The organism is Rhizobium sp. 25PS6 (genome assembly GCF_032464655.1).
In the GTDB taxonomy this organism is placed as follows: Bacteria; Pseudomonadota; Alphaproteobacteria; order Rhizobiales; family Rhizobiaceae; genus Rhizobium; species Rhizobium laguerreae.
Window position 1 is genome coordinate 73725 of record NZ_JAWDIV010000013.1, and the last position, 18494, is coordinate 92218.

The following is an 18494-nucleotide window of genomic DNA, read 5'->3' on the forward strand; positions in this document are numbered from 1 at the left end:
CGAGCTTGAATAACGTGGCGCAGATGTGTATATTTCGTGATATTCATACACATGAGGCGTGATCGTGCGGACGAATATAGATATCGATGATGCCTTGCTCGACGCGGCAATGACCGCCACCGGACTGGCGACAAAAAAGGCCACCGTCGAACAAGCTTTGCAAAATCTTGTCGAGAGGCACCGCCGTGGCAATGCCATCGCAAACCTTGCAGGAATAGGTTGGGAAGGCGACCTCGACGTGATACGTCGCGACCGGCCCGACGATAAACGGTGATCGTCGTCGACAGTTCGGTCTGGATTGCGCATCTGCGTGGGGTAGAAAGCGCCGCCAGATGGCGGCTGCAGAACATCGAGGATCCGCTGGATATTGTTGTCGGAGACCTGATCCTTTTGGAAGTGCTTCAGGGCGCGCGCAATGAACGCCATGCATCAGTGATCGAAGAAAGCCTACGCCAGTTCACAGTCAGCCCGATGCTTGGCGACAGCCTCGCCGTCAAGGCGGCTCGCAACTATCGCCTGCTACGAGAACGCGGCATCACGGTGCGCAAGACCATCGATGTGATCATCGGCACCTTCTGCATTGAGGAAGGCTATGCGCTCTTGCACGATGATCGCGACTTTGATCCGATGACCGAGCATCTCGGCCTCAAGATCGCCTGACTTCAGAGAGCCCGATCGGACAGATCGGTTGCTCCCCATGGAAAGTGCGGAATAGGTGCTCTCGCCATCCTACCATCCCGACAGATGAGCGGCATCAACGACCGCCATCGAGGGTAACGAGACGGCGCAAAGCGCTTCTATATCGCTTGGTTCAACGCAGCGAAGCGCGATCATCATCCCTCGGCGGCGATCAGGCGGCCGGGGGATACAGCAGGTCGACGATGTAGCTGGCGTCGAAGCGGGAATCGAGCATGCCGTAAGTGGAGCGCCAACCGCCGGCAAGACGCGTCTCGATGAAGGCATCGGCAATGCGCCCTGCCCCAAGGCGATAGAGTTCGGCTGCACCGGCGGCGAGCGCCAGCTGCTCGACGAGAAGGCGCGCGGCGCCCTCATCCTGTTCGCACAGCGCGATTGCGGCGCGCAGCACGTCGATGGTCTTCTTGCCGGCCGGGCCGAGATCGCGGGCAAGGCCGGCAAAGACCGTTTCGAACAGATCCTTGCCGCGGTTGAGCACGCGCAGCACGTCAAGCGCCATGACGTTGCCGGAGCCTTCCCAGATGGCGTTGACGGGAGCCTCACGGTAATGGCGGGCGATCGGGCGCTCTTCGATGTAGCCATTGCCGCCGATGCATTCCATAGCCTCGTAGATCAGCGCGGGCGCGATCTTGCAGCACCAGTATTTGGCGACCGGCGTCATGACACGGGCATAGGCCGCTTCCTCGGCATTGCCGCGCGCCTTGTCGAAGGCGTCGGCAAGACGGAAGGACAGTGCCGTCGCGGCGGCAACATCGAGCGCCATGTCGGCGAGCACGCGCGTCATGATCGGCTGGTTGACGAGCATCTTGCCGAAGACGCTGCGGCCGCGGGTGTGGTGCACGGCTTCGGCGAGCGAGGCGCGCATCATGCCTGACGAGGCCAGGGCGCAGTCGAGCCGGGTCAGCGTCACCATGTCGAGGATGGTGCGAATGCCGGCATCCGGACCACCGAGCAGGAAACCGAACGTGTCTGAGAATTCGACCTCGGAAGAGGCGTTGGAGCGGTTGCCGACCTTGTCCTTCAACCGCTGGAACTGCAGCCCGTTGGCGGAACCATCCTCCAGAAGGCGCGGCACAAGAAAGCAGCCCATGCCCTCCTTCGTCTGCGCCAGCATGATGAAGGCATCGCTCATCGGCGCCGACATGAACCATTTGTGCCCGGACAGCCGGTAGATGCCCTCGCTGACCTTTTCGGCAGCGCTCCTGTTGGCGCGCACATCCGTGCCGCCCTGCTTTTCCGTCATGCCCATGCCGATGGTCACGGCGGATTTCTGCATGGCGGGCTTGTTCGACGAATCATATTTGCGCGAGAGGATTTTCGGCGCCCAGTCCTTCTGGACCGCGGGCGAAGCCGAGAGTGCCGCAACGGAGGCGCTCGTCATCGTCAGCGGGCAGAGATGGCCGGATTCCAGCTGCGCCGTCAGATAAAACCGCGCGGCGCGAACCTTATGGGCCTCGTCCTTGGCGTCGGTATCGGCCTGGGGATCCCAGACGGAGGAATGCAGACCGACCGACATGGAGCGGCGCATCAATGCATGCCAGGCGGGGTGGAATTCGACGACGTCGAGGCGCTCGCCACGCGGACCGTGGGTGCGCAGCTGCGGCGCGCCCTGGTTCGCCATACGCGCCATCTCCTGCGCCTCCGGCGAGGTGACGTAGCGGCCCATGTTTTCCAGGTCTTCGCGGATGCCGCGCGGCAGGGCCGCCGTCAGGTCGACGATCAGCGGATCGGACCGATAGGCGTTGATGCCGGACCACAGGCTCGGCTGGTTGAGTTCTGCGAGTTTGTCGTCAGTCCGGTTGGCGGAGGTCATAATTCGCTTCTAGTGTAAGAACCCGGCAAAGGGAAACCGGAAGTTATGATTCGGTTCATTCTGCTCTATCGGAATTCGGGCGAAAATGCATGGGGACATAAGCCTTTGCCCACAGCACATGCTTGCCCCGGCGGGCAGCACTCTTTATAGACCCGCCAGAGACAGCAAGAGGCAGGTTCATGGTCTTTTTCCCCCACCGCCACCTCATCGGCATCAAGGGCCTCACCGAGCAGGATATCACCTGCCTTCTCGACAAGGCGGACGAGGCCGTCAAGATCAGCCGCCAGAGAGAAAAGAAAACGTCGACGCTGCGTGGGCTGACGCAGATCAACCTCTTCTTCGAGGCATCGACCCGCACGCAGGCCTCCTTCGAGCTTGCCGGTAAACGGCTCGGCGCCGACGTCATGAACATGTCGGTCGGCAATTCCTCTGTGAAGAAAGGCGAAACGCTGATCGATACGGCGATGACGCTGAATGCGATGCGCCCCGATGTGCTGGTGATCCGGCATTCGAGCGCGGGTGCGGCCGCCCTTCTCGCCCAGAAGGTCTCCTGCTCAGTCGTCAATGCCGGCGACGGGCAGCACGAACATCCGACCCAGGCGCTGCTCGACGCGCTGACGATCCGCCGCGCCAAGGGCAAGCTGTCGCGCATCATCGTGGCGATTTGCGGCGACGTGCTGCATTCGCGGGTGGCGCGCTCCAATATCCTGCTGCTCAACGCGATGGGCGCCCGCGTCCGTGTCGTCGCGCCCGCAACCCTCCTGCCTGCCGGCATCGCCGAGATGGGCGTCGAGGTCTTCCATTCGATGGAGGACGGGCTGAAGGACGCCGATGTGGTGATGATGCTGCGGCTGCAGCGCGAGCGCATGTCCGGCGCCTTCGTGCCTTCGGTGCGCGAATACTATCACTTCTACGGGCTCGACGCCGAAACGCTGAAAGCGGCGAAGGAGGATGCGCTCGTCATGCATCCCGGCCCGATGAACCGCGGCGTTGAGATCGCTTCGGAAGTAGCGGACGGGCCGCAGAGCGTGATCGCCGAACAGGTGGAAATGGGGGTCGCGGTGCGCATGGCCGTCATGGAGACGCTGCTCGTCTCGCAGAACCAGGGTCCCCGAAGCGATGGAATGATGGCATGAGCAACCCGATCGTCCTCAAGAACGTCCGTATCATCGACCCGTCGCGCAATCTCGACGAGATCGGGACGATCATTGCCGAAAACGGCGTGATTCTCGCCGCCGGCCACAAGGCGCAGAACCAGGGCGCACCTGATGGCGCCGTCATCCGCGACTGCACGGGCCTTGTCGCGACGCCCGGCCTCGTCGATGCGCGCGTCCATGTCGGCGAACCCGGCGGCGAACACCGCGAAACGATCGCCTCGGTGAGCCGGGCGGCAGCCGCCGGCGGCGTCACCTCGATCATCATGATGCCGGACACCGATCCCATCATCGACGACATCGCGCTCGTCGAATTCGTCAAGAAGACGGCGCGGGATACGGCCGCCGTCAACGTCTATCCGGCAGCCGCCATCACCAAGGGCCTTGCCGGCGAGGAGATGACGGAGATCGGCCTGCTGATGCAGGCGGGCGCAGTTGCCTTCACCGATGCGCATTCCAGCGTCCACGACACACAGGTGCTGCGCCGGATCATGACCTATGCGCGCGAATTCGGCGCTGTCGTGTCCTGCGAGACGCGCGACAAATATCTCGGCGCCAACGGCGTCATGCATGAGGGGCTTTTTGCCAGCTGGCTCGGGCTTTCCGGCATTCCGAGGGAAGCCGAACTCATCCCGCTCGAACGCGATCTGAGGATCGCGCAGCTGACGCGCGGCCGTTATCACGCCGCGATGATCTCGGTGCCGGAATCGGTCGAGGCGATCGAGCGCGCCCGTGGTCGCGGCGCCAAGGTGACCTGTGGCATCTCGATCAACAATCTGGCGCTCAACGAAAACGACATCGGCGAATACCGCACCTTCTTCAAGCTCTATCCGCCGCTGCGCCCGGAAGACGACCGGGTGGCGATGGCCGACGCCCTTGCGAGCGGCGCGATCGATATCATTGTCTCTTCGCATGACCCGCAGGACGTCGATACGAAGCGCCTGCCCTTCGGCGAGGCGGAGGACGGCGCGATCGGCCTCGAAACCATGCTTGCGGCAGCGCTCAGGCTTCACCATGGCGGCCAGGTGAGCCTGATGCGCCTGATCGACGCCATGTCGACCCGCCCTGCTCAGATTTTCGGCCTCAATGCCGGGACGCTGAAGCCGGGCGCTGCGGCCGATATCGCGCTGATCGATCTCGATGAGCCTTGGCTTGTCGCCAAAGACATGCTTCTCTCCCGCTCGAAGAATACGCCGTTCGAGGATGCGCGCTTCAGTGGGCGGGCGGTCGCGACATACGTCTCGGGAAAGCTTGTCCACGCAATTTAGAACCGACACGATCGCCGTCCATCCCCCAGCGGGAGAAGGCTGACTCGAGGATAGGCCACGGAGAGGCTGAGGGGGCATATGTTATCCAATCTCATGTCATGGCAAATCACGCTGCCGATCGCGCTTGCCGCCGCCGTTATCGGTTATCTCTTCGGCTCGATCCCATTCGGCCTGATCCTCACGCGCGCCGCCGGCCTCGGCGACGTGCGCAGCATCGGCTCCGGCAATATCGGCGCGACCAATGTGCTGAGAACAGGAAACCGGACGCTCGCCGCGGCGACGTTGCTGCTCGATGCGCTGAAGGCATCGGCCGCGGCCTGGGTCGTCGGCTATTTCCTCGGTGAGGAAGCCGCAATCATCGCCGGCTTCTTCGCCTTTATCGGCCATCTTTTCCCGTTCTGGATCGGCTTCAAAGGCGGCAAGGGTGTCGCCACCTATATCGGCACGCTGCTCGGCGTTGCCCCGATCATGGTCGTGCTCTTCGCCGCCGTCTGGCTGGCGGTCGCTTTCACCACCCGCTACTCCTCACTGTCGGCGCTGGTTGCCATGCTTGTCATTCCAGTTGCACTGTGGATATTGGGCAATGAAAAGGTTGCAGCTGTCATGGCGATCATGACCCTCATCTCCTACTGGAAGCATAGAGCGAATATTTCGCGCCTGATGGGCGGGACGGAAAGCAAGATCGGGGCAAAGGGATAATGGATGCGCTAAGCGCCGGACCGAAAGGCGTCGTGCTGACCGAGCGGCAAAGAATTGCCTGGCTGCGCCTCATCCGTTCCGACAATATCGGCCCTGCCACCTTTCGTGACCTCATCAATCATTTCGGTTCGGCCGAGGCAGCACTTGCCGCATTGCCGGAGCTTTCGGCGCGCGGCGGCGCGACACGGGCAATCCGCATCGCCAGCGAGGCCGAGGCGCATCGGGAGCTGGAGGCGGCACGTCGCTTCGGCGCCCGCTTCGTCGGCATCGGTGAACCGGACTATCCGCAAGCGCTGAAGCAGATCGACGGCGCGCCGCCGCTTCTGGCCGTCAAGGGCGCGCTGGCCGCTGCCAAACGACCGGCCGTCGGTATCGTCGGCTCGCGCAACGCCTCGATCGCAGGCGCGAAATTCGCGGCGATGGTGGCGCGCGACTGCGGCCGGGCTGGATATACCGTGGTCTCCGGCCTGGCGCGCGGCATAGACACCGCTGCCCACCGGGCAAGCCTCGACACGGGCACGATCGCAGCACTCGCCGGCGGCCTCGACCAGCCCTACCCGCCGGAGAATATCGGCCTGCTCGAAGAGATAACCGGCGGCAATGGCCTGGCGGTGAGCGAGATGCCCTTCGGCTGGGAACCCCGCGCCCGCGACTTCCCACGCCGAAACCGGCTGATCGCCGGCATCGGGCTCGGCCTCGTCGTCATCGAAGCGGCGACGCGTTCGGGTTCGCTGATCACGGCGCGGCTTGCCGGCGAGTTCGGCCGCCTGGTGTTTGCCGTGCCCGGTTCGCCGCTCGATCCGCGCTGCCATGGCACCAACGGCCTGCTGAAGGACGGCGCTTCGATCGTCACCGCACCCGCCGATGTCGTCGAGGCCCTGGCGCCGCTTGCGCAATTCGACCTGTTCCCATCATCGATGGCGGAGGAACGGGCACCTGACGGCAAGCCAATGTCGGTGCCACCAGACGATTCCGATCGAAGCCGCATCATCGATGCGCTCGGGCCGACGCCGGTCGAGATCGACGACGTCATCCGCCATACCGGCCTGTCAGCATCCGCGGTCTATCTCATCCTTCTGGAACTCGATATATCAGGCAGGCTGCACCGGTATCAGGGCGGTCTCGTCTCGCTTTCCGATTGAACCTGTGAAAACCTTTTATAGACTATCTGTAATTGTATTCCGTCGATACTCTCCCTTCGGCTGCAGAAGACACAAGAGGTAAAATTATAGCAAACCCCTTGACCGCGGCGATTTCCCTGTCCATGTCGGAGGGCCGATATCCATGTTGCGGTGTGTGTCGCGCTGGCTTCAACGCTGGCGTCGTTTCCTTTTTAGAGAATCATCATGAATGTTGTAGTGGTGGAATCGCCTGCCAAGGCCAAGACGATCAATAAGTATCTGGGTCCGGGATACAAAGTGCTCGCCTCCTTCGGCCATGTGCGCGATCTGCCTGCCAAGGACGGCTCAGTTCTTCCTGATCAGGATTTCGAAATGCTTTGGGAGGTCGATAGCGCCTCCGCCAAGCGGATGAAGGACATTGCCGACGCGGTGAAGTCCGCCGATGGCCTGTTTCTCGCGACCGACCCGGATCGCGAAGGCGAAGCGATTTCCTGGCACGTTCTCGACATGCTGAACAAGAAGCGCGTGCTGAACGGCAAACCGGTCAAGCGCGTCGTCTTCAATGCGATCACCAAGAAGGCGGTGCTCGACGCGATGGCCGATCCGCGCGACATCGACGTGCCGCTGGTCGATGCCTACCTCGCGCGCCGCGCGCTCGATTATCTCGTCGGCTTCAATCTTTCGCCGGTACTGTGGCGCAAGCTGCCCGGCGCACGTTCGGCCGGCCGCGTTCAGTCGGTGGCGCTTCGCCTCGTCTGTGACCGTGAATCCGAGATCGAGCGCTTCATTTCCGAAGAATACTGGAACATCTCGGCGCTTCTGAAGACGCCGCGCGGCGACGAGTTCGAGGCGAGGCTGGTTTCGGCGAACGGCAAACGGCTGCAGCCGCGCGCTATCAGCAACGGCGAGGATGCCGGCCGGCTGAAGGCCTTGCTCGAAGGTGCGAGCTATGTCGTCGACACGGTCGAGGCGAAACCGGTCAAGCGCAACCCGGGACCGCCGTTTACGACCTCGACGCTGCAGCAGGCCGCCTCCTCCAATCTCGGCTTCTCCGCTTCGCGCACCATGCAGATCGCGCAAAGGCTCTATGAGGGCGTCGATATCGGCGGCGAGACGGTCGGTCTCATCACCTATATGCGAACCGACGGCGTGCAGATGGCGCCAGAGGCGATCGACGCGGCGCGCAGCGCCATCGTCGACCAGTTCGGCCAGCGCTACATGCCGGAAAAGCCGCGCTTCTACTCGACCAAGGCGAAGAACGCCCAGGAGGCGCACGAGGCGATCCGCCCGACCGATTTCGACCGCTCGCCCGACCGTGTGCGCAAATTCCTCGATGCCGACCAGATCCGGCTCTACGAGCTGATCTGGAAGCGCGGCATCGCCAGCCAGATGGCGTCGGCCGAGATCGAGCGCACGACGGCTGAAATCACCGCCGACAACAAGGGTGAGAAAGCCGGTCTGCGCGCCGTCGGTTCGGTCATCCGCTTCGATGGTTTCATCGCCGCCTATACCGACCAGAAGGAGGACGGCGAGCAGAGCGACGACGGCGACGAGGATGGCCGCCTGCCGGAGATCAACGCGCGCGAGACGCTCGCCAAGCAGAAGATCAATTCGACGCAGCATTTCACCGAACCGCCGCCGCGCTATTCGGAAGCCTCGCTGATCAAGAAGATGGAAGAGCTCGGCATCGGCCGCCCCTCCACCTATGCCGCGACGCTCGCGACACTGCGCGACCGCGATTATGTGACGATCGACAAGCGCAAGCTGATCCCGCAGGCCAAGGGCCGGCTGGTGACCGCTTTCCTCGAGAGCTTCTTCACCAAATATGTCGAATACGACTTCACCGCCGATCTCGAAGAGAAGCTTGACCGGATTTCCGCCGGCGAGTTGAACTGGAAGCAGGTGCTGCGCGATTTCTGGAAGGATTTCTTCGCCCAGATCGAGGACACCAAGGAACTGCGCGTCACCAACGTGCTCGATTCGCTGAACGAGGCGCTGGCACCCCTCGTCTTCCCGAAACGGGAGGACGGCAGCGACCCGCGCATCTGTCAGGTCTGCGGCACCGGCAACCTGTCGCTGAAGCTCGGCAAATACGGCGCCTTCGTCGGCTGCTCGAACTATCCGGACTGCAACTACACCCGCCAGCTCTCCTCCGAAAACGGCGGAGAAGCGGACGGCGCAGCGCTCAACGAGCCGAAGAACCTCGGCACCGATCCGACGACCGGCGAGGAACTGACGCTGCGTTCCGGCCGCTTCGGCCCTTATATCCAGCGCGGCGACGGCAAGGAAGCCAAACGCGCTTCGCTGCCGAAGGGCTGGAAGCCCGAGGACATCGATTATGAAAAGGCGATGGCGCTGATCTCGCTGCCGCGCGATATCGGCAAACATCCCGAATCGGGCAAGATGATCTCGTCCGGCATCGGTCGCTACGGGCCGTTCCTCCTGCACGACGGCTCCTATGCCAATCTGGAAACCGTCGAGGACGTGTTCTCGGTCGGCCTCAACCGCGCCGTGACTGTTATCGCCGAAAAGGCGAAACAGGCCCCGGGCCGGGGTGCGCGCGGCACGCCGGCGGCGCTGAAGACGCTCGGTGATCATCCTGATGGCGGCGCCATCACCGTTCGCGACGGCAAATACGGCCCCTATGTCAACTGGGGCAAGGTCAACGCCACGCTGCCGAAGGGCAAGGATCCCCAGGCGATCACCGTCGAGGAGGCGCTTGCGCTGATCGCCGAAAAGGCCGGCAAGGCGCCTGTGGGCAAAGCGGCCAAGGCGAAAGCCAAGCCGAAGGCGGCAGCCGCCGAAGCCAAGACCACCAAGACGGCCGCCAAGCCGAAAACAACGAAGGCGAAAGCGCCCGCGAAATCGAAAAAGGGCTGACGTGAGCAGGATACCGCGCGAGAGAACGAACCCTGCGGGCAAGCGTCCGGGCAAGATCGGCCGCAAGGATGCTCCCGCCGTCGAGCCGCTGAACATCGTCCACGGCGCGCTGCCTTCGCGCGAGGTGGTCCTACGCTTCATCGCCGATCATCCGCAGAAAGCGTCCAAGCGTGAACTCGCCAAGGCTTTCGGCCTAAAAGGCGATAGCCGCGTCGAGCTCAAGCAGATGCTGCAGGAGCTCGAACAGGAAGGCATGCTGCAGAAGAACCGCAAGTCGCTGATCCGTCCCGGTGCGCTGCCGCCTGTCACCGTTCTCGATATTACCACACGCGATAAGGACGGCGACCTGATCGGCCGGCCGGCGGAATGGCCTGAGGACCAGGGCGTGGCACCCGCCGTCGCCATCCGCCAGCAATCGCCGGCAGGCCGCCAGGGCAAGGGCAAGGCGCCCGTCGCCGGGCTCGGCGACCGCATCCTGGCGAAGATCTTCCCGGCTGTCGATCGCGGCGGTCCGGCTTATACGGCGCGGATCATCAAGGTGATCGACAGGCGCCGCGGCGCCTCGATGGGCGTCTTCCGTACGGCACCCGGCGGCGGCGGCCGGCTGCTGCCGATCGAACGGCGCGGCGAGGAGATGGTAATCGATCCCGACTTCACCGGCGGCGCCACGGACGGCGATCTGGTCGAAGTCGAAATCGCCCGTCTCGGCCGTTTCGGCCTGCCGCGCGCCAAGGTGCTTTCCGTAGTCGGTTCCGTCGGTTCGGAAAAAGCGATCTCGATGATCGCGATCCATGCGCACGGCATCCCGCATGTCTTCCCGCCGGCCGTCATCGCCGAGGCGGAGGCCGCAAGGCCCGCCAGCATGTCGCATCGCGAGGATTGGCGCGACGTACCGCTGATCACCATCGACCCGGCCGATGCCAAGGACCATGACGACGCTGTTTATGCCGAGCCCGATCCCTCGCCCGAGAATCCCGGCGGCGTCATCGTCACCGTCGCGATCGCCGACGTCTCCTGGTATATCCGACCCAATTCGCCGCTCGACCGCGAGGCGCTGAAGCGCGGCAATTCGGTCTATTTCCCGGATCGTGTCGTGCCGATGCTGCCGGAGCGCATCTCCAACGATCTCTGCTCGCTGAAAGAAGGCGTCGACCGCCCGGCGCTCGCCGTGCGCATGAGCTTTTCCGGGGAAGGCCGCAAGATCGGCCATACTTTCCATCGCATCATGATGAAGAGTGCGGCCAAGCTGTCCTACCAGCAGGCGCAGGCAGCCATCGACGGGAACCCGGACGATCAGACCGGACCGATGCTTGAGCCGATCCTGAAGCCGCTCTGGCACGCCTATGAGGTGATGAAGCGCGGACGCGACCGGCGCCAGCCGCTGGAACTCGATATGCCGGAGCGCAAGATCCTCCTGAAGCCCGACGGCACGGTCGATCGGGTCGTCGTGCCGCCACGGCTCGATGCGCATAAGCTGATCGAAGAGATGATGATCCAGGCGAACGTCTGCGCCGCCGAGACGCTCGAAAAGAAGCGTCAGCCGCTGATCTACCGCATCCATGACGGCCCGACGCTTGCCAAGCAGGAGATCCTGCGCGAGTTCCTGGCCACGCTCGGCATCTCGCTTGCCAAGGGCGGCAACATGCGCGCCAACAACTTCAACGGCATTCTGGCGAAGGCGGACGGCACGCCGCATCAGACCATGGTGAGCGAGATGGTACTGCGTTCGCAGAGCCAGGCGATCTACGGCCCGGAGAATATAGGCCATTTCGGCCTCAACCTGATGAAATACGCCCACTTCACCTCGCCGATCCGCCGCTACGCCGATCTCATCGTGCATCGCGCCCTCGTCGGCTCGCTCGGCTTCGGCGAAGGCGGCATCACGCCCGAAGAAGAGGCGGCGCTCGACGATATCGCGGCCGAAATCTCGACCTTCGAGCGCCGGGCCATGGCAGCCGAGCGCGAAACCGTCGACCGGCTGATCGCGCACCACCTCAGCGGCCGCGTCGGCGAGGAATTTGCCGGGCGGGTTTCGGGCGTAACGAAATCGGGGCTTTTTATCGCCCTGCCAGACTATGGCGCCGACGGTTTCGTCCCTATATCTACGCTCGGCAGCGACTATTTCATCTATGACGAGGCGCATCAGGCCCTCTCCGGTGAAAAGACCGGGCTTGGCTATCGCCTGGGCGACAGCGTCACCGTGAAACTTGCCGAAGCGATCCCGCTTGCCGGTGCACTGCGTTTCGAGATGATCAGCGAGGGCCGCGAAATGCCGGCGGCGGTGCGTTCCTTCCACAAGGCGGGGCGCCGCGACAGGGGCCAGGTTCGCAAGAAACCCGGAACGAGGCCGCCGCGCGGACGGCACTAAAGCGCGTCGCAATCTTTCAGATTGGCTCCCCGCGCTGTAGGTCCTTGTTTTCACGCATGTCGTAATCGCGAAACCGCTGCAGAGTTTCGCGCGACGTGTTTAGATCCGAAGAGGAACATGCGATGAGCACACCGACCGATCCGGCCGCCGCCCGCTACGGCGATACGCCCGAGGTCGAGCGTCCGCTTGGGCGCTCCATCATGCGCGGGCTGATGAACCGCTGCCCGGCCTGCGGCAACGGCAAGCTCTTTCGCGCCTTCCTGAAGCCGGTCGATCATTGCGCCACCTGCGGCGAGGCGATGCATCACCAACGCGCCGACGACCTGCCGCCCTATATCGTCATTCTCGTCCTCGGCCACGTCGTGGTCGGTGGCTATATGCTGACCGACCTGACTTTCGTGCTGCCGGTCTGGGTCCATCTGGCCATCTGGGCGCCAATCACCGTCATCACCGCGCTTGCCTCGATCCAGCCGATCAAGGGCGGGGTCATCGGCCTGCAGTGGGCGCTGCGCATGCACGGCTTCGGTGGCGAGAGCGACGGTCCGGACGATTATGACATCCCCGGCCGGCCGAATTAGCGCCTTCACCTTCCAGACATATTTAACGTGTAGTGCCAGCCCTCCACCGACCACCACCCAAATGCGGGAGCCGACGATCCTCAAGACCTGACATGGTAAGCATTTCTTGCCCGAACGGGCTTTACATTCCGCAGATGGTCACTCACATCGGAAATACTGCGAAGCGGCATCCGTCACCTGGATTTGGCACGTCCGTGTCTATCTATCTGACGGGATCGGCCGATTCGTTCGCGCACCTCTCTAAGGATGGATAAATGTCTCAGCCGAGAACCGGCACACCGGGCGATGTCGAAGAAATCCATTGGCCTTCTCTGGTGGCAGCCATCTCGTCCATATCAGCCGTTGGCATAGCAATCGGCCTCGGTCTGCCCCTCCTCAGCATCATCCTCGAAAAACGTGGCATCTCGTCCACCCTGATAGGGCTGAACACGGCGATGGCCGGGGTCGCGGCGATGGCCGCCGCACCGATCACCACCAAGCTCGCCCATAAATATGGCGTGGCTCCGACAATGATCTGGGCCGTGCTGATTTCGGCGCTGAGCGCGCTGGGTTTCTATTACGCCCAGGATTTCTGGATGTGGTTTCCGCTGCGTTTCGCCTTCCACGGCGCGACGACGACGCTGTTCATCCTCTCCGAATTCTGGATCAACGCCGCTTCGCCGCCTTCCAAGCGCGGCTTCGTGCTCGGCATCTATGCGACGGTGCTTTCCCTTGGCTTCGCGGCCGGACCGCTGCTCTTTTCGATCCTCGGCAGCGACGGCATCTTCCCCTTCCTGATCGGCGCCGGCGCCATCCTGCTTGCCGCCATCCCGATCTTCATCGCTCGCGACGAAAGCCCGGTGCTCGAGGAAAAGCCAGAGCTGCATTTCATGCGCTACGTTTTCCTGGTGCCGACGGCGACGGCAGCGGTCTTCATCTTCGGCGCTGTCGAAGCGGGCGGGCTGTCGCTTTTCCCGATCTTTGCCGTGCGCGCACATTTCACCGAATCGCAGGCCGCACTGCTGCTCACCATGATGGGCGTCGGCAACGTCATCTTTCAGATCCCACTCGGCCTGCTTTCCGACCGCATCGCCGACAAGCGGCCGCTTCTGGCCGGCATGGCGCTGATGGGCTTCATCGGCTCGATGATGTTGCCGCTGTTGCTCGACAACTGGCTGCTGATGGCCGGGCTCCTGCTTTTCTGGGGTGGCTGCGTCTCAGGCCTCTATACGGTCGGCCTCAGCCATCTCGGCTCGCGGCTGACGGGCTCCGATCTTGCAGCGGCCAATGCTGCCTTTGTCTTCTGTTATGCGATGGGAACCGTGGCCGGGCCGCAGGCGATCGGCGCGGCGATCGATGTCGCTGGAAATAACGGTTTTGCCTGGGCGATTGCCGCTTTCTTCGGTCTTTACGCCCTACTTTCCGGCATCAGACTGATGTTCATTCGAAAACGGGCTTGACTTTTCGAGCGGGATTCGTAGTTTCGCGCCAGGATTTGCCGTGGAGCCCATCCGGCTTCCACGGCTTTCATTTTCTTAAAGGCAGGACGACCATGGCCAAGGCTACAACAATCAAGATCAAGCTGCTGTCGACGGCCGACACCGGTTTCTTTTACGTCACCACGAAGAACAGCCGTACGATGACGGACAAGATGACGAAGACGAAGTACGACCCGGTTGCGAAGAAGCATGTCGAGTTCAAGGAAACCAAGATCAAGTAATCACTTGGCCTGACGGATTTCAAAAAAGCGCGCGCCCTCGGGTTGCGCGTTTTTTATTGCCCGGATTAATCGTCTTTAAAAAATGATAGCGCAAACAGAAAAACGCCGCCCTTCCATCTTCGGGAAGTGGCGACGTTTTCTTGAAAGGGGGTCGGCCAGCATGCAAAACGGCACGAGGAACCGCTAAAACTTGCCTACTAGCCGACCGACCCCACGACCCAGGAGATGCGGCGGACCTGAGCATCATGGGGTATCGACAACTCCTCAACGGGAGCGCTTCTCTTATGAGCCGATAATTTGCGCAAAAATGAAAGAAAATCAACAAATTCTTAATGGTGAATGTTTGCAGCTTGATTCTATGGTTAAAAGTCCAGATTTGGGACATACAAAGATTTATCCGCTCTGCTTGGACTCGAAGCGTAGCGCCTGACGTTTTGAAGAAATTCGACAATATAACTGAACAACTTACGCCTCCCCTCCCCCTACGTGAGGTGATGTCGCCGCAATCTATTTGACCCTGTCAGCGGCAGGCAGTTTTTATAGTCTCCCCTTTATTTTGACCTACGACCTGACACTCTCAAGACTATCGCGCGGCAACACATCCGCAGCAACGCGGCGAGTCCATTTTTGGGCTATTGAGTTGCGAAATTTTAGCCCTGCATTGCACAGGCGAAAATTAAAAATCGGTAACAATTGGCTTACCGCAGTGGAAAACTCGCAAATGGCACATATGGCGGCAAGTGATTCGTCACGCGGCCGCGGCGACCACACGGTTGCGGCCGGTATTCTTGGCCTCGTAAAGGGCCAGATCCGCCTGTTTCATCAGCTGGCCCGGGGTCAGCACCGACGCAATACGCGAGGCGATGCCGAAGGAAGCAGTGACATTCAGCGCTTCGCCGGAGTGTTTCAGCATGAAGGGCGCGCTTTCGATCGCCGCACGAAGGCGCTCGGCGACAGCGGCGGCAATTTCCGGCGAGGTGTCGGGCATCACGACGACGAATTCTTCACCACCGTAGCGGCAGGCGAGATCGGCGCCGCGGATGGTCGAACGGACGCGATTTGAAAATTCCCGCAGCACCTCGTCGCCGCCATCATGGCCGTAGGTGTCGTTCACATGCTTGAAACGGTCGATATCGGTGATCAGCACCGAAAGCGGCCGGCCCCGCGCCATCGAACGGTTGAAGAGCACGTTCAGGTGATTGTCGAGATAGCGCCGGTTATAAAGGCCGGTTAGCGGATCGGTCACGGCAAGCTCGATCGTCTGCTTGACGCTGGCGCGCAGGCGGTCGTTATAGCGCTTGCGGCGGATCTGCGTCAGGCTGCGGGCAACCAGTTCGTTGGGATCGACCGGGCGGATGATGTAGTCGTTGACGCCGAGATCGAGCGCGCGCACGACCATTTCGTCGACGCCCTGCTCGGTGATGATCAGGATCGGCAGGAAGCGGGTGCGCTCCAGCGAGCGCAGCTGCGAGCAGAGGCGAAGCGGGTCGTAATCGTCGAAGTTGGCGTTGACGATGACGAGATCGAACGCGCTTTCGGCCGCCTCGAAGAGGGCGGCCTGCGGATCGGAGAGGGCAAGCACGTCGGCGACGGGCTTCAGCGCCTTGATGATGCGCTCCTGCGAATTGGCGCGGCCGTCGACGAGCAGGACCTGAGCGGTCTCGTCGGCGCGGCCCTCGCCTGCCCGTGTGAGGTCATCGATGCCCATCGTATGGGCAGTGTCGGCGCGGATACGCAGCTCATCGCTCAACGTCTTCAGCCGCAGCAGGCTCTTCACCCGGGAGACCAGCTGCAGATCGTTGACCGGCTTGGTAAGAAAATCGTCAGCGCCAGCTTTCAGGCCGCGTACACGATCGGTCGGCTGGTCGAGCGCGGTGACCATGACGACTGGAATATGGGCGGTCTTCTGGCTGGCCTTCAGCCGCTCGCAGACCTCGAAACCGTCTATGCCGGGCATCATGATGTCGAGCAGGATGAGATCGACCTGGTTGCGCTCGCAGATCGCCAGTGCCGTGTAGCCGTCCGCTGCGGTCATCACGTCGAAATACTCCGCAAGCAACCGCGCTTCGAGCAGCTTCACGTTGGCCGGAATATCGTCAACCACCAGTATTCGCGCAGTCATCAGCGTCTTTCCGATGCGTCAGGCATCGCCCAGATAGGTCTTGATCGTCTCGATGAATTTCGGAACCGAGATCGGCTTGGAAACATAGGCCTCGCAGCCGCCCTGGCGGATCCGCTCTTCGTCACCCTTCATCGCGAAAGCCGTAACGGCGATGACGGGAATCACGTGCAGCTCGTCGTCTTCCTTCAGCCATTTCGTGACTTCGAGGCCGGAGACTTCGGGAAGCTGAATATCCATCAGGATGAGGTCGGGGCGATGCTTGCGCGCCAGATCGAGCGCCTCCATACCATTTCTGGTCTGGATCGTCGTATAACCGGACGCCTCGATGAGGTCGCGAAAGAGCTTCATGTTGAGCTCGTTATCTTCTACAATCATCACCTGTTTGGGCATGACAAGCTGTCCCTACGTCCGTTCGCGCAGCGGTTCGTCCCATGAGAAAGGCACATGCGGACAAATAGCTCCGTGAAACCGATAGCGCACGCTACCGGTATTTGGTTGAAGAAAAGGTAACTTACCCAGCGAAATGCAAAGCAACTTCAAGACTTCGAAACAACAGGCCGCCGACCCGCACGAGACGGCGATCGCCGTGCTCGGCTGGCTTGCCGACGATCCCGACATGTTCGGCCGCTTCCTCGCCCTGACGGGTGTGGCGCCCGGCCAGGTGCGCAACGCCGTCGACGATCCCGGATTCCTCGCCGGCATGATGGATTTCCTGATGAACCATGAACCGACGGCGATGGCCTTCTGCGCGGCGAGCGGGATCAGCCCGGAGACGGTGACGGCGGCCTGGCGGCATTTCTCTTCACCGGGCCTCGATTCCGGAGAATACTGACCGTGACCTCCGGGGAATTCGACATCTCGCATATCCGCCTCGGCGAACGGCCTTTGATCGTCTGCGACGTCGACGACGTCGTGCTGCAGTTCATCGGTCCCTTCCAGCTTTTCCTTCAGAGCCAGGGTTGCGCGTTTCTGCCGCGATCGTTCCGGCTGCACGGCAACATCGTCTCGCAAGCCGACGGCGTGGAGATCGAGGATCAGGAGGTCAGCCGGCTGATCGAGGAATTCTTCGAAGCCCAAGAGCTGTGGCAGACGCCGCTCGACCGCGTCGTCGAAACGCTCGACCGGCTTTCGGAAGAGGCCGATATCCTTTTCCTGACAGCCATGCAGCCGCGGTTCCAGAACCAGCGCCGTCGCCTGCTCGACAGGATGGGCCTGCTCTTTCCGCTGCTTGCCACCGAACAACCCAAAGGGCCGATCGTTCACGCATTGCATGCCAGCCGCTCCCTTCCCGTCATCTTCATCGATGATATGGCGCGCAATCTGCATTCCGTCAGGGATCACGTCGCCGATTGCCTGCTGATTCACCTGATGCCGAACTCGCCCGTCCATCGCTTCGCCCCGGCGGCCGCTAACGACATCACCCGCGCCACCGACTGGACGCATGCGGCCGCGCTGATCGAGGCGCATTTTGTTTCCGGCACCTTCACACGCGCAGTTCCAGCCGCATGAGCGGACGGCCGTCCTTGCGCCGCGCAACCGTCTCGAAACCGGCGGCATCGAAGATTGCCGTCGAACCGATGCAGAGCGTCACGGATTTCGACTGCTTCACATGATCGATCGGACTGGCTTCGAGCAGCCGCGCTCCCTGGCGCCGCGCATGGTCGATTGCGCCGGCAAGCAGGCGATGGCTCATTCCCTTGCCGCGCAGTTTGGGCAGCAGGAAGAAGCAACTGACGGCCCAGATGGACGGATCATGCGCATCGCCCTCTTCCAGCGGCCGCGAGACGGTGCGCGGCGAATTGAACTGCGGCACGTCATGGCGCGGCCCGACCTGCACCCAGGCGACCGGCGCGCCGTCGGCATAACAGAGGATGCCAGGCGGCGGACCCGCCTTGATCCGCTCCCGCATATGCGCCTTGCGTTCGTCGGCCGCCATCTTCGTCCTCACCGCATGCGGCAGACGCAACGCGACGCACCAGCAGTTATAGAAGGCACCCTGCGGCCCGAACACGACTTCGAAATCGTCCCAGCGTTCTGGCGTTACCGGCTCGAAACGAAGATCGTTATCCAAAGGCAAAGCTCCCGCCCTCACTTGA

The 18494-nt window shown here is 62.2% G+C and carries 17 protein-coding genes; 13 read left to right on the forward strand and 4 right to left on the reverse strand.

The annotated features are described in order from the left end of the window. Positions 1-64 precede the first annotated feature (64 nt). Positions 65-274 carry a type II toxin-antitoxin system VapB family antitoxin gene (locus RWK44_RS19625; protein WP_003547469.1) on the forward strand — a complete coding sequence of 70 codons (210 nt, stop codon included), beginning with the start codon at positions 65-67 and terminating at the stop codon, positions 272-274. Continuing rightward, positions 271-660 (forward strand): type II toxin-antitoxin system VapC family toxin, encoded by a 390-nt coding sequence (gene vapC / locus RWK44_RS19630; RefSeq protein ID WP_131664206.1) that lies wholly within the window; start codon positions 271-273, stop codon positions 658-660. The genes RWK44_RS19625 and vapC overlap by 4 nt, the downstream gene beginning before the upstream one ends. Before the next feature lie 190 nt (positions 661-850). Here vapC and RWK44_RS19635 read toward each other — a convergent pair whose 3' ends face one another. Beyond that, complete coding sequence (locus tag RWK44_RS19635) at positions 851-2509, reverse strand: acyl-CoA dehydrogenase family protein (RefSeq protein WP_168282634.1); 1659 nt, start codon at positions 2507-2509, stop codon at positions 851-853. Positions 2510-2688: 179 nt separating this feature from the next. Here RWK44_RS19635 and RWK44_RS19640 point away from each other — a divergent pair, with 179 nt between their 5' ends. The 9 genes from RWK44_RS19640 to rpmG all read left to right on the forward strand — a co-directional run bounded on the left by RWK44_RS19640 (position 2689) and on the right by rpmG (position 14276). Then, on the forward strand, positions 2689-3645 hold the full coding sequence (locus tag RWK44_RS19640) for an aspartate carbamoyltransferase catalytic subunit (protein WP_316029284.1): 957 nt from the start codon (positions 2689-2691) through the stop codon (positions 3643-3645). Continuing rightward, positions 3642-4931 carry a dihydroorotase gene (locus RWK44_RS19645; RefSeq protein ID WP_020049518.1) on the forward strand — a complete coding sequence of 430 codons (1290 nt, stop codon included), beginning with the start codon at positions 3642-3644 and terminating at the stop codon, positions 4929-4931. The genes RWK44_RS19640 and RWK44_RS19645 overlap by 4 nt, the downstream gene beginning before the upstream one ends. A 78-nt stretch (positions 4932-5009) precedes the next feature. Further along, positions 5010-5630 carry a glycerol-3-phosphate 1-O-acyltransferase PlsY gene (gene plsY / locus RWK44_RS19650; RefSeq protein WP_316029285.1) on the forward strand — a complete coding sequence of 207 codons (621 nt, stop codon included), beginning with the start codon at positions 5010-5012 and terminating at the stop codon, positions 5628-5630. Beyond that, positions 5630-6772, forward strand: coding sequence for a DNA-processing protein DprA (gene dprA / locus RWK44_RS19655; RefSeq protein ID WP_168282642.1), 1143 nt, complete (start codon positions 5630-5632; stop codon positions 6770-6772). The genes plsY and dprA overlap by 1 nt, the downstream gene beginning before the upstream one ends. A 204-nt stretch (positions 6773-6976) precedes the next feature. Further along, positions 6977-9631, forward strand: a complete 2655-nt coding sequence (topA, locus tag RWK44_RS19660; RefSeq protein WP_221946212.1) for a type I DNA topoisomerase — start codon at positions 6977-6979, stop codon at positions 9629-9631. Between the two features lies 1 nt (position 9632). Continuing rightward, positions 9633-11999 (forward strand): ribonuclease R, encoded by a 2367-nt coding sequence (gene rnr, locus RWK44_RS19665; RefSeq protein ID WP_131664212.1) that lies wholly within the window; start codon positions 9633-9635, stop codon positions 11997-11999. A 122-nt stretch (positions 12000-12121) separates the two neighbouring features. Next, positions 12122-12577 (forward strand): DUF983 domain-containing protein, encoded by a 456-nt coding sequence (locus RWK44_RS19670; RefSeq protein ID WP_027665387.1) that lies wholly within the window; start codon positions 12122-12124, stop codon positions 12575-12577. 254 nt (positions 12578-12831) lie between these two features. Further along, positions 12832-14016 carry an MFS transporter gene (locus RWK44_RS19675; RefSeq protein ID WP_025394117.1) on the forward strand — a complete coding sequence of 395 codons (1185 nt, stop codon included), beginning with the start codon at positions 12832-12834 and terminating at the stop codon, positions 14014-14016. 92 nt (positions 14017-14108) lie between these two features. Further along, positions 14109-14276 (forward strand): 50S ribosomal protein L33, encoded by a 168-nt coding sequence (gene rpmG / locus RWK44_RS19680; RefSeq protein ID WP_003547442.1) that lies wholly within the window; start codon positions 14109-14111, stop codon positions 14274-14276. Positions 14277-15024: 748 nt separating this feature from the next. Here rpmG and RWK44_RS19685 read toward each other — a convergent pair. Both RWK44_RS19685 and RWK44_RS19690 read right to left on the reverse strand, forming a co-directional pair. Beyond that, a complete protein-coding gene (locus tag RWK44_RS19685; RefSeq protein ID WP_316029286.1) occupies positions 15025-16398 on the reverse strand; it encodes a PleD family two-component system response regulator in 1374 nt (457 codons plus the stop codon). A gap of 18 nt (positions 16399-16416) precedes the next feature. Further along, positions 16417-16788, reverse strand: coding sequence for a response regulator (locus RWK44_RS19690; RefSeq protein ID WP_003547430.1), 372 nt, complete (start codon positions 16786-16788; stop codon positions 16417-16419). A gap of 133 nt (positions 16789-16921) precedes the next feature. Between RWK44_RS19690 and RWK44_RS19695 the strand changes: the two genes are divergently transcribed. Next, the gene (locus RWK44_RS19695) at positions 16922-17230 is read left to right on the forward strand and encodes a DUF3572 domain-containing protein (RefSeq protein WP_003547422.1); all 309 of its coding nucleotides are present in this window, start codon (positions 16922-16924) and stop codon (positions 17228-17230) included. A gap of 2 nt (positions 17231-17232) precedes the next feature. Then, a complete protein-coding gene (locus RWK44_RS19700) occupies positions 17233-17907 on the forward strand; it encodes a hypothetical protein (protein WP_020049510.1) in 675 nt (224 codons plus the stop codon). Here the strand turns inward: RWK44_RS19700 and RWK44_RS19705 are convergent. Continuing rightward, positions 17882-18469 carry a GNAT family N-acetyltransferase gene (locus RWK44_RS19705; protein ID WP_316029287.1) on the reverse strand — a complete coding sequence of 196 codons (588 nt, stop codon included), beginning with the start codon at positions 18467-18469 and terminating at the stop codon, positions 17882-17884. The genes RWK44_RS19700 and RWK44_RS19705 overlap by 26 nt on opposite strands. Positions 18470-18494: the final 25 nt, after the last annotated feature.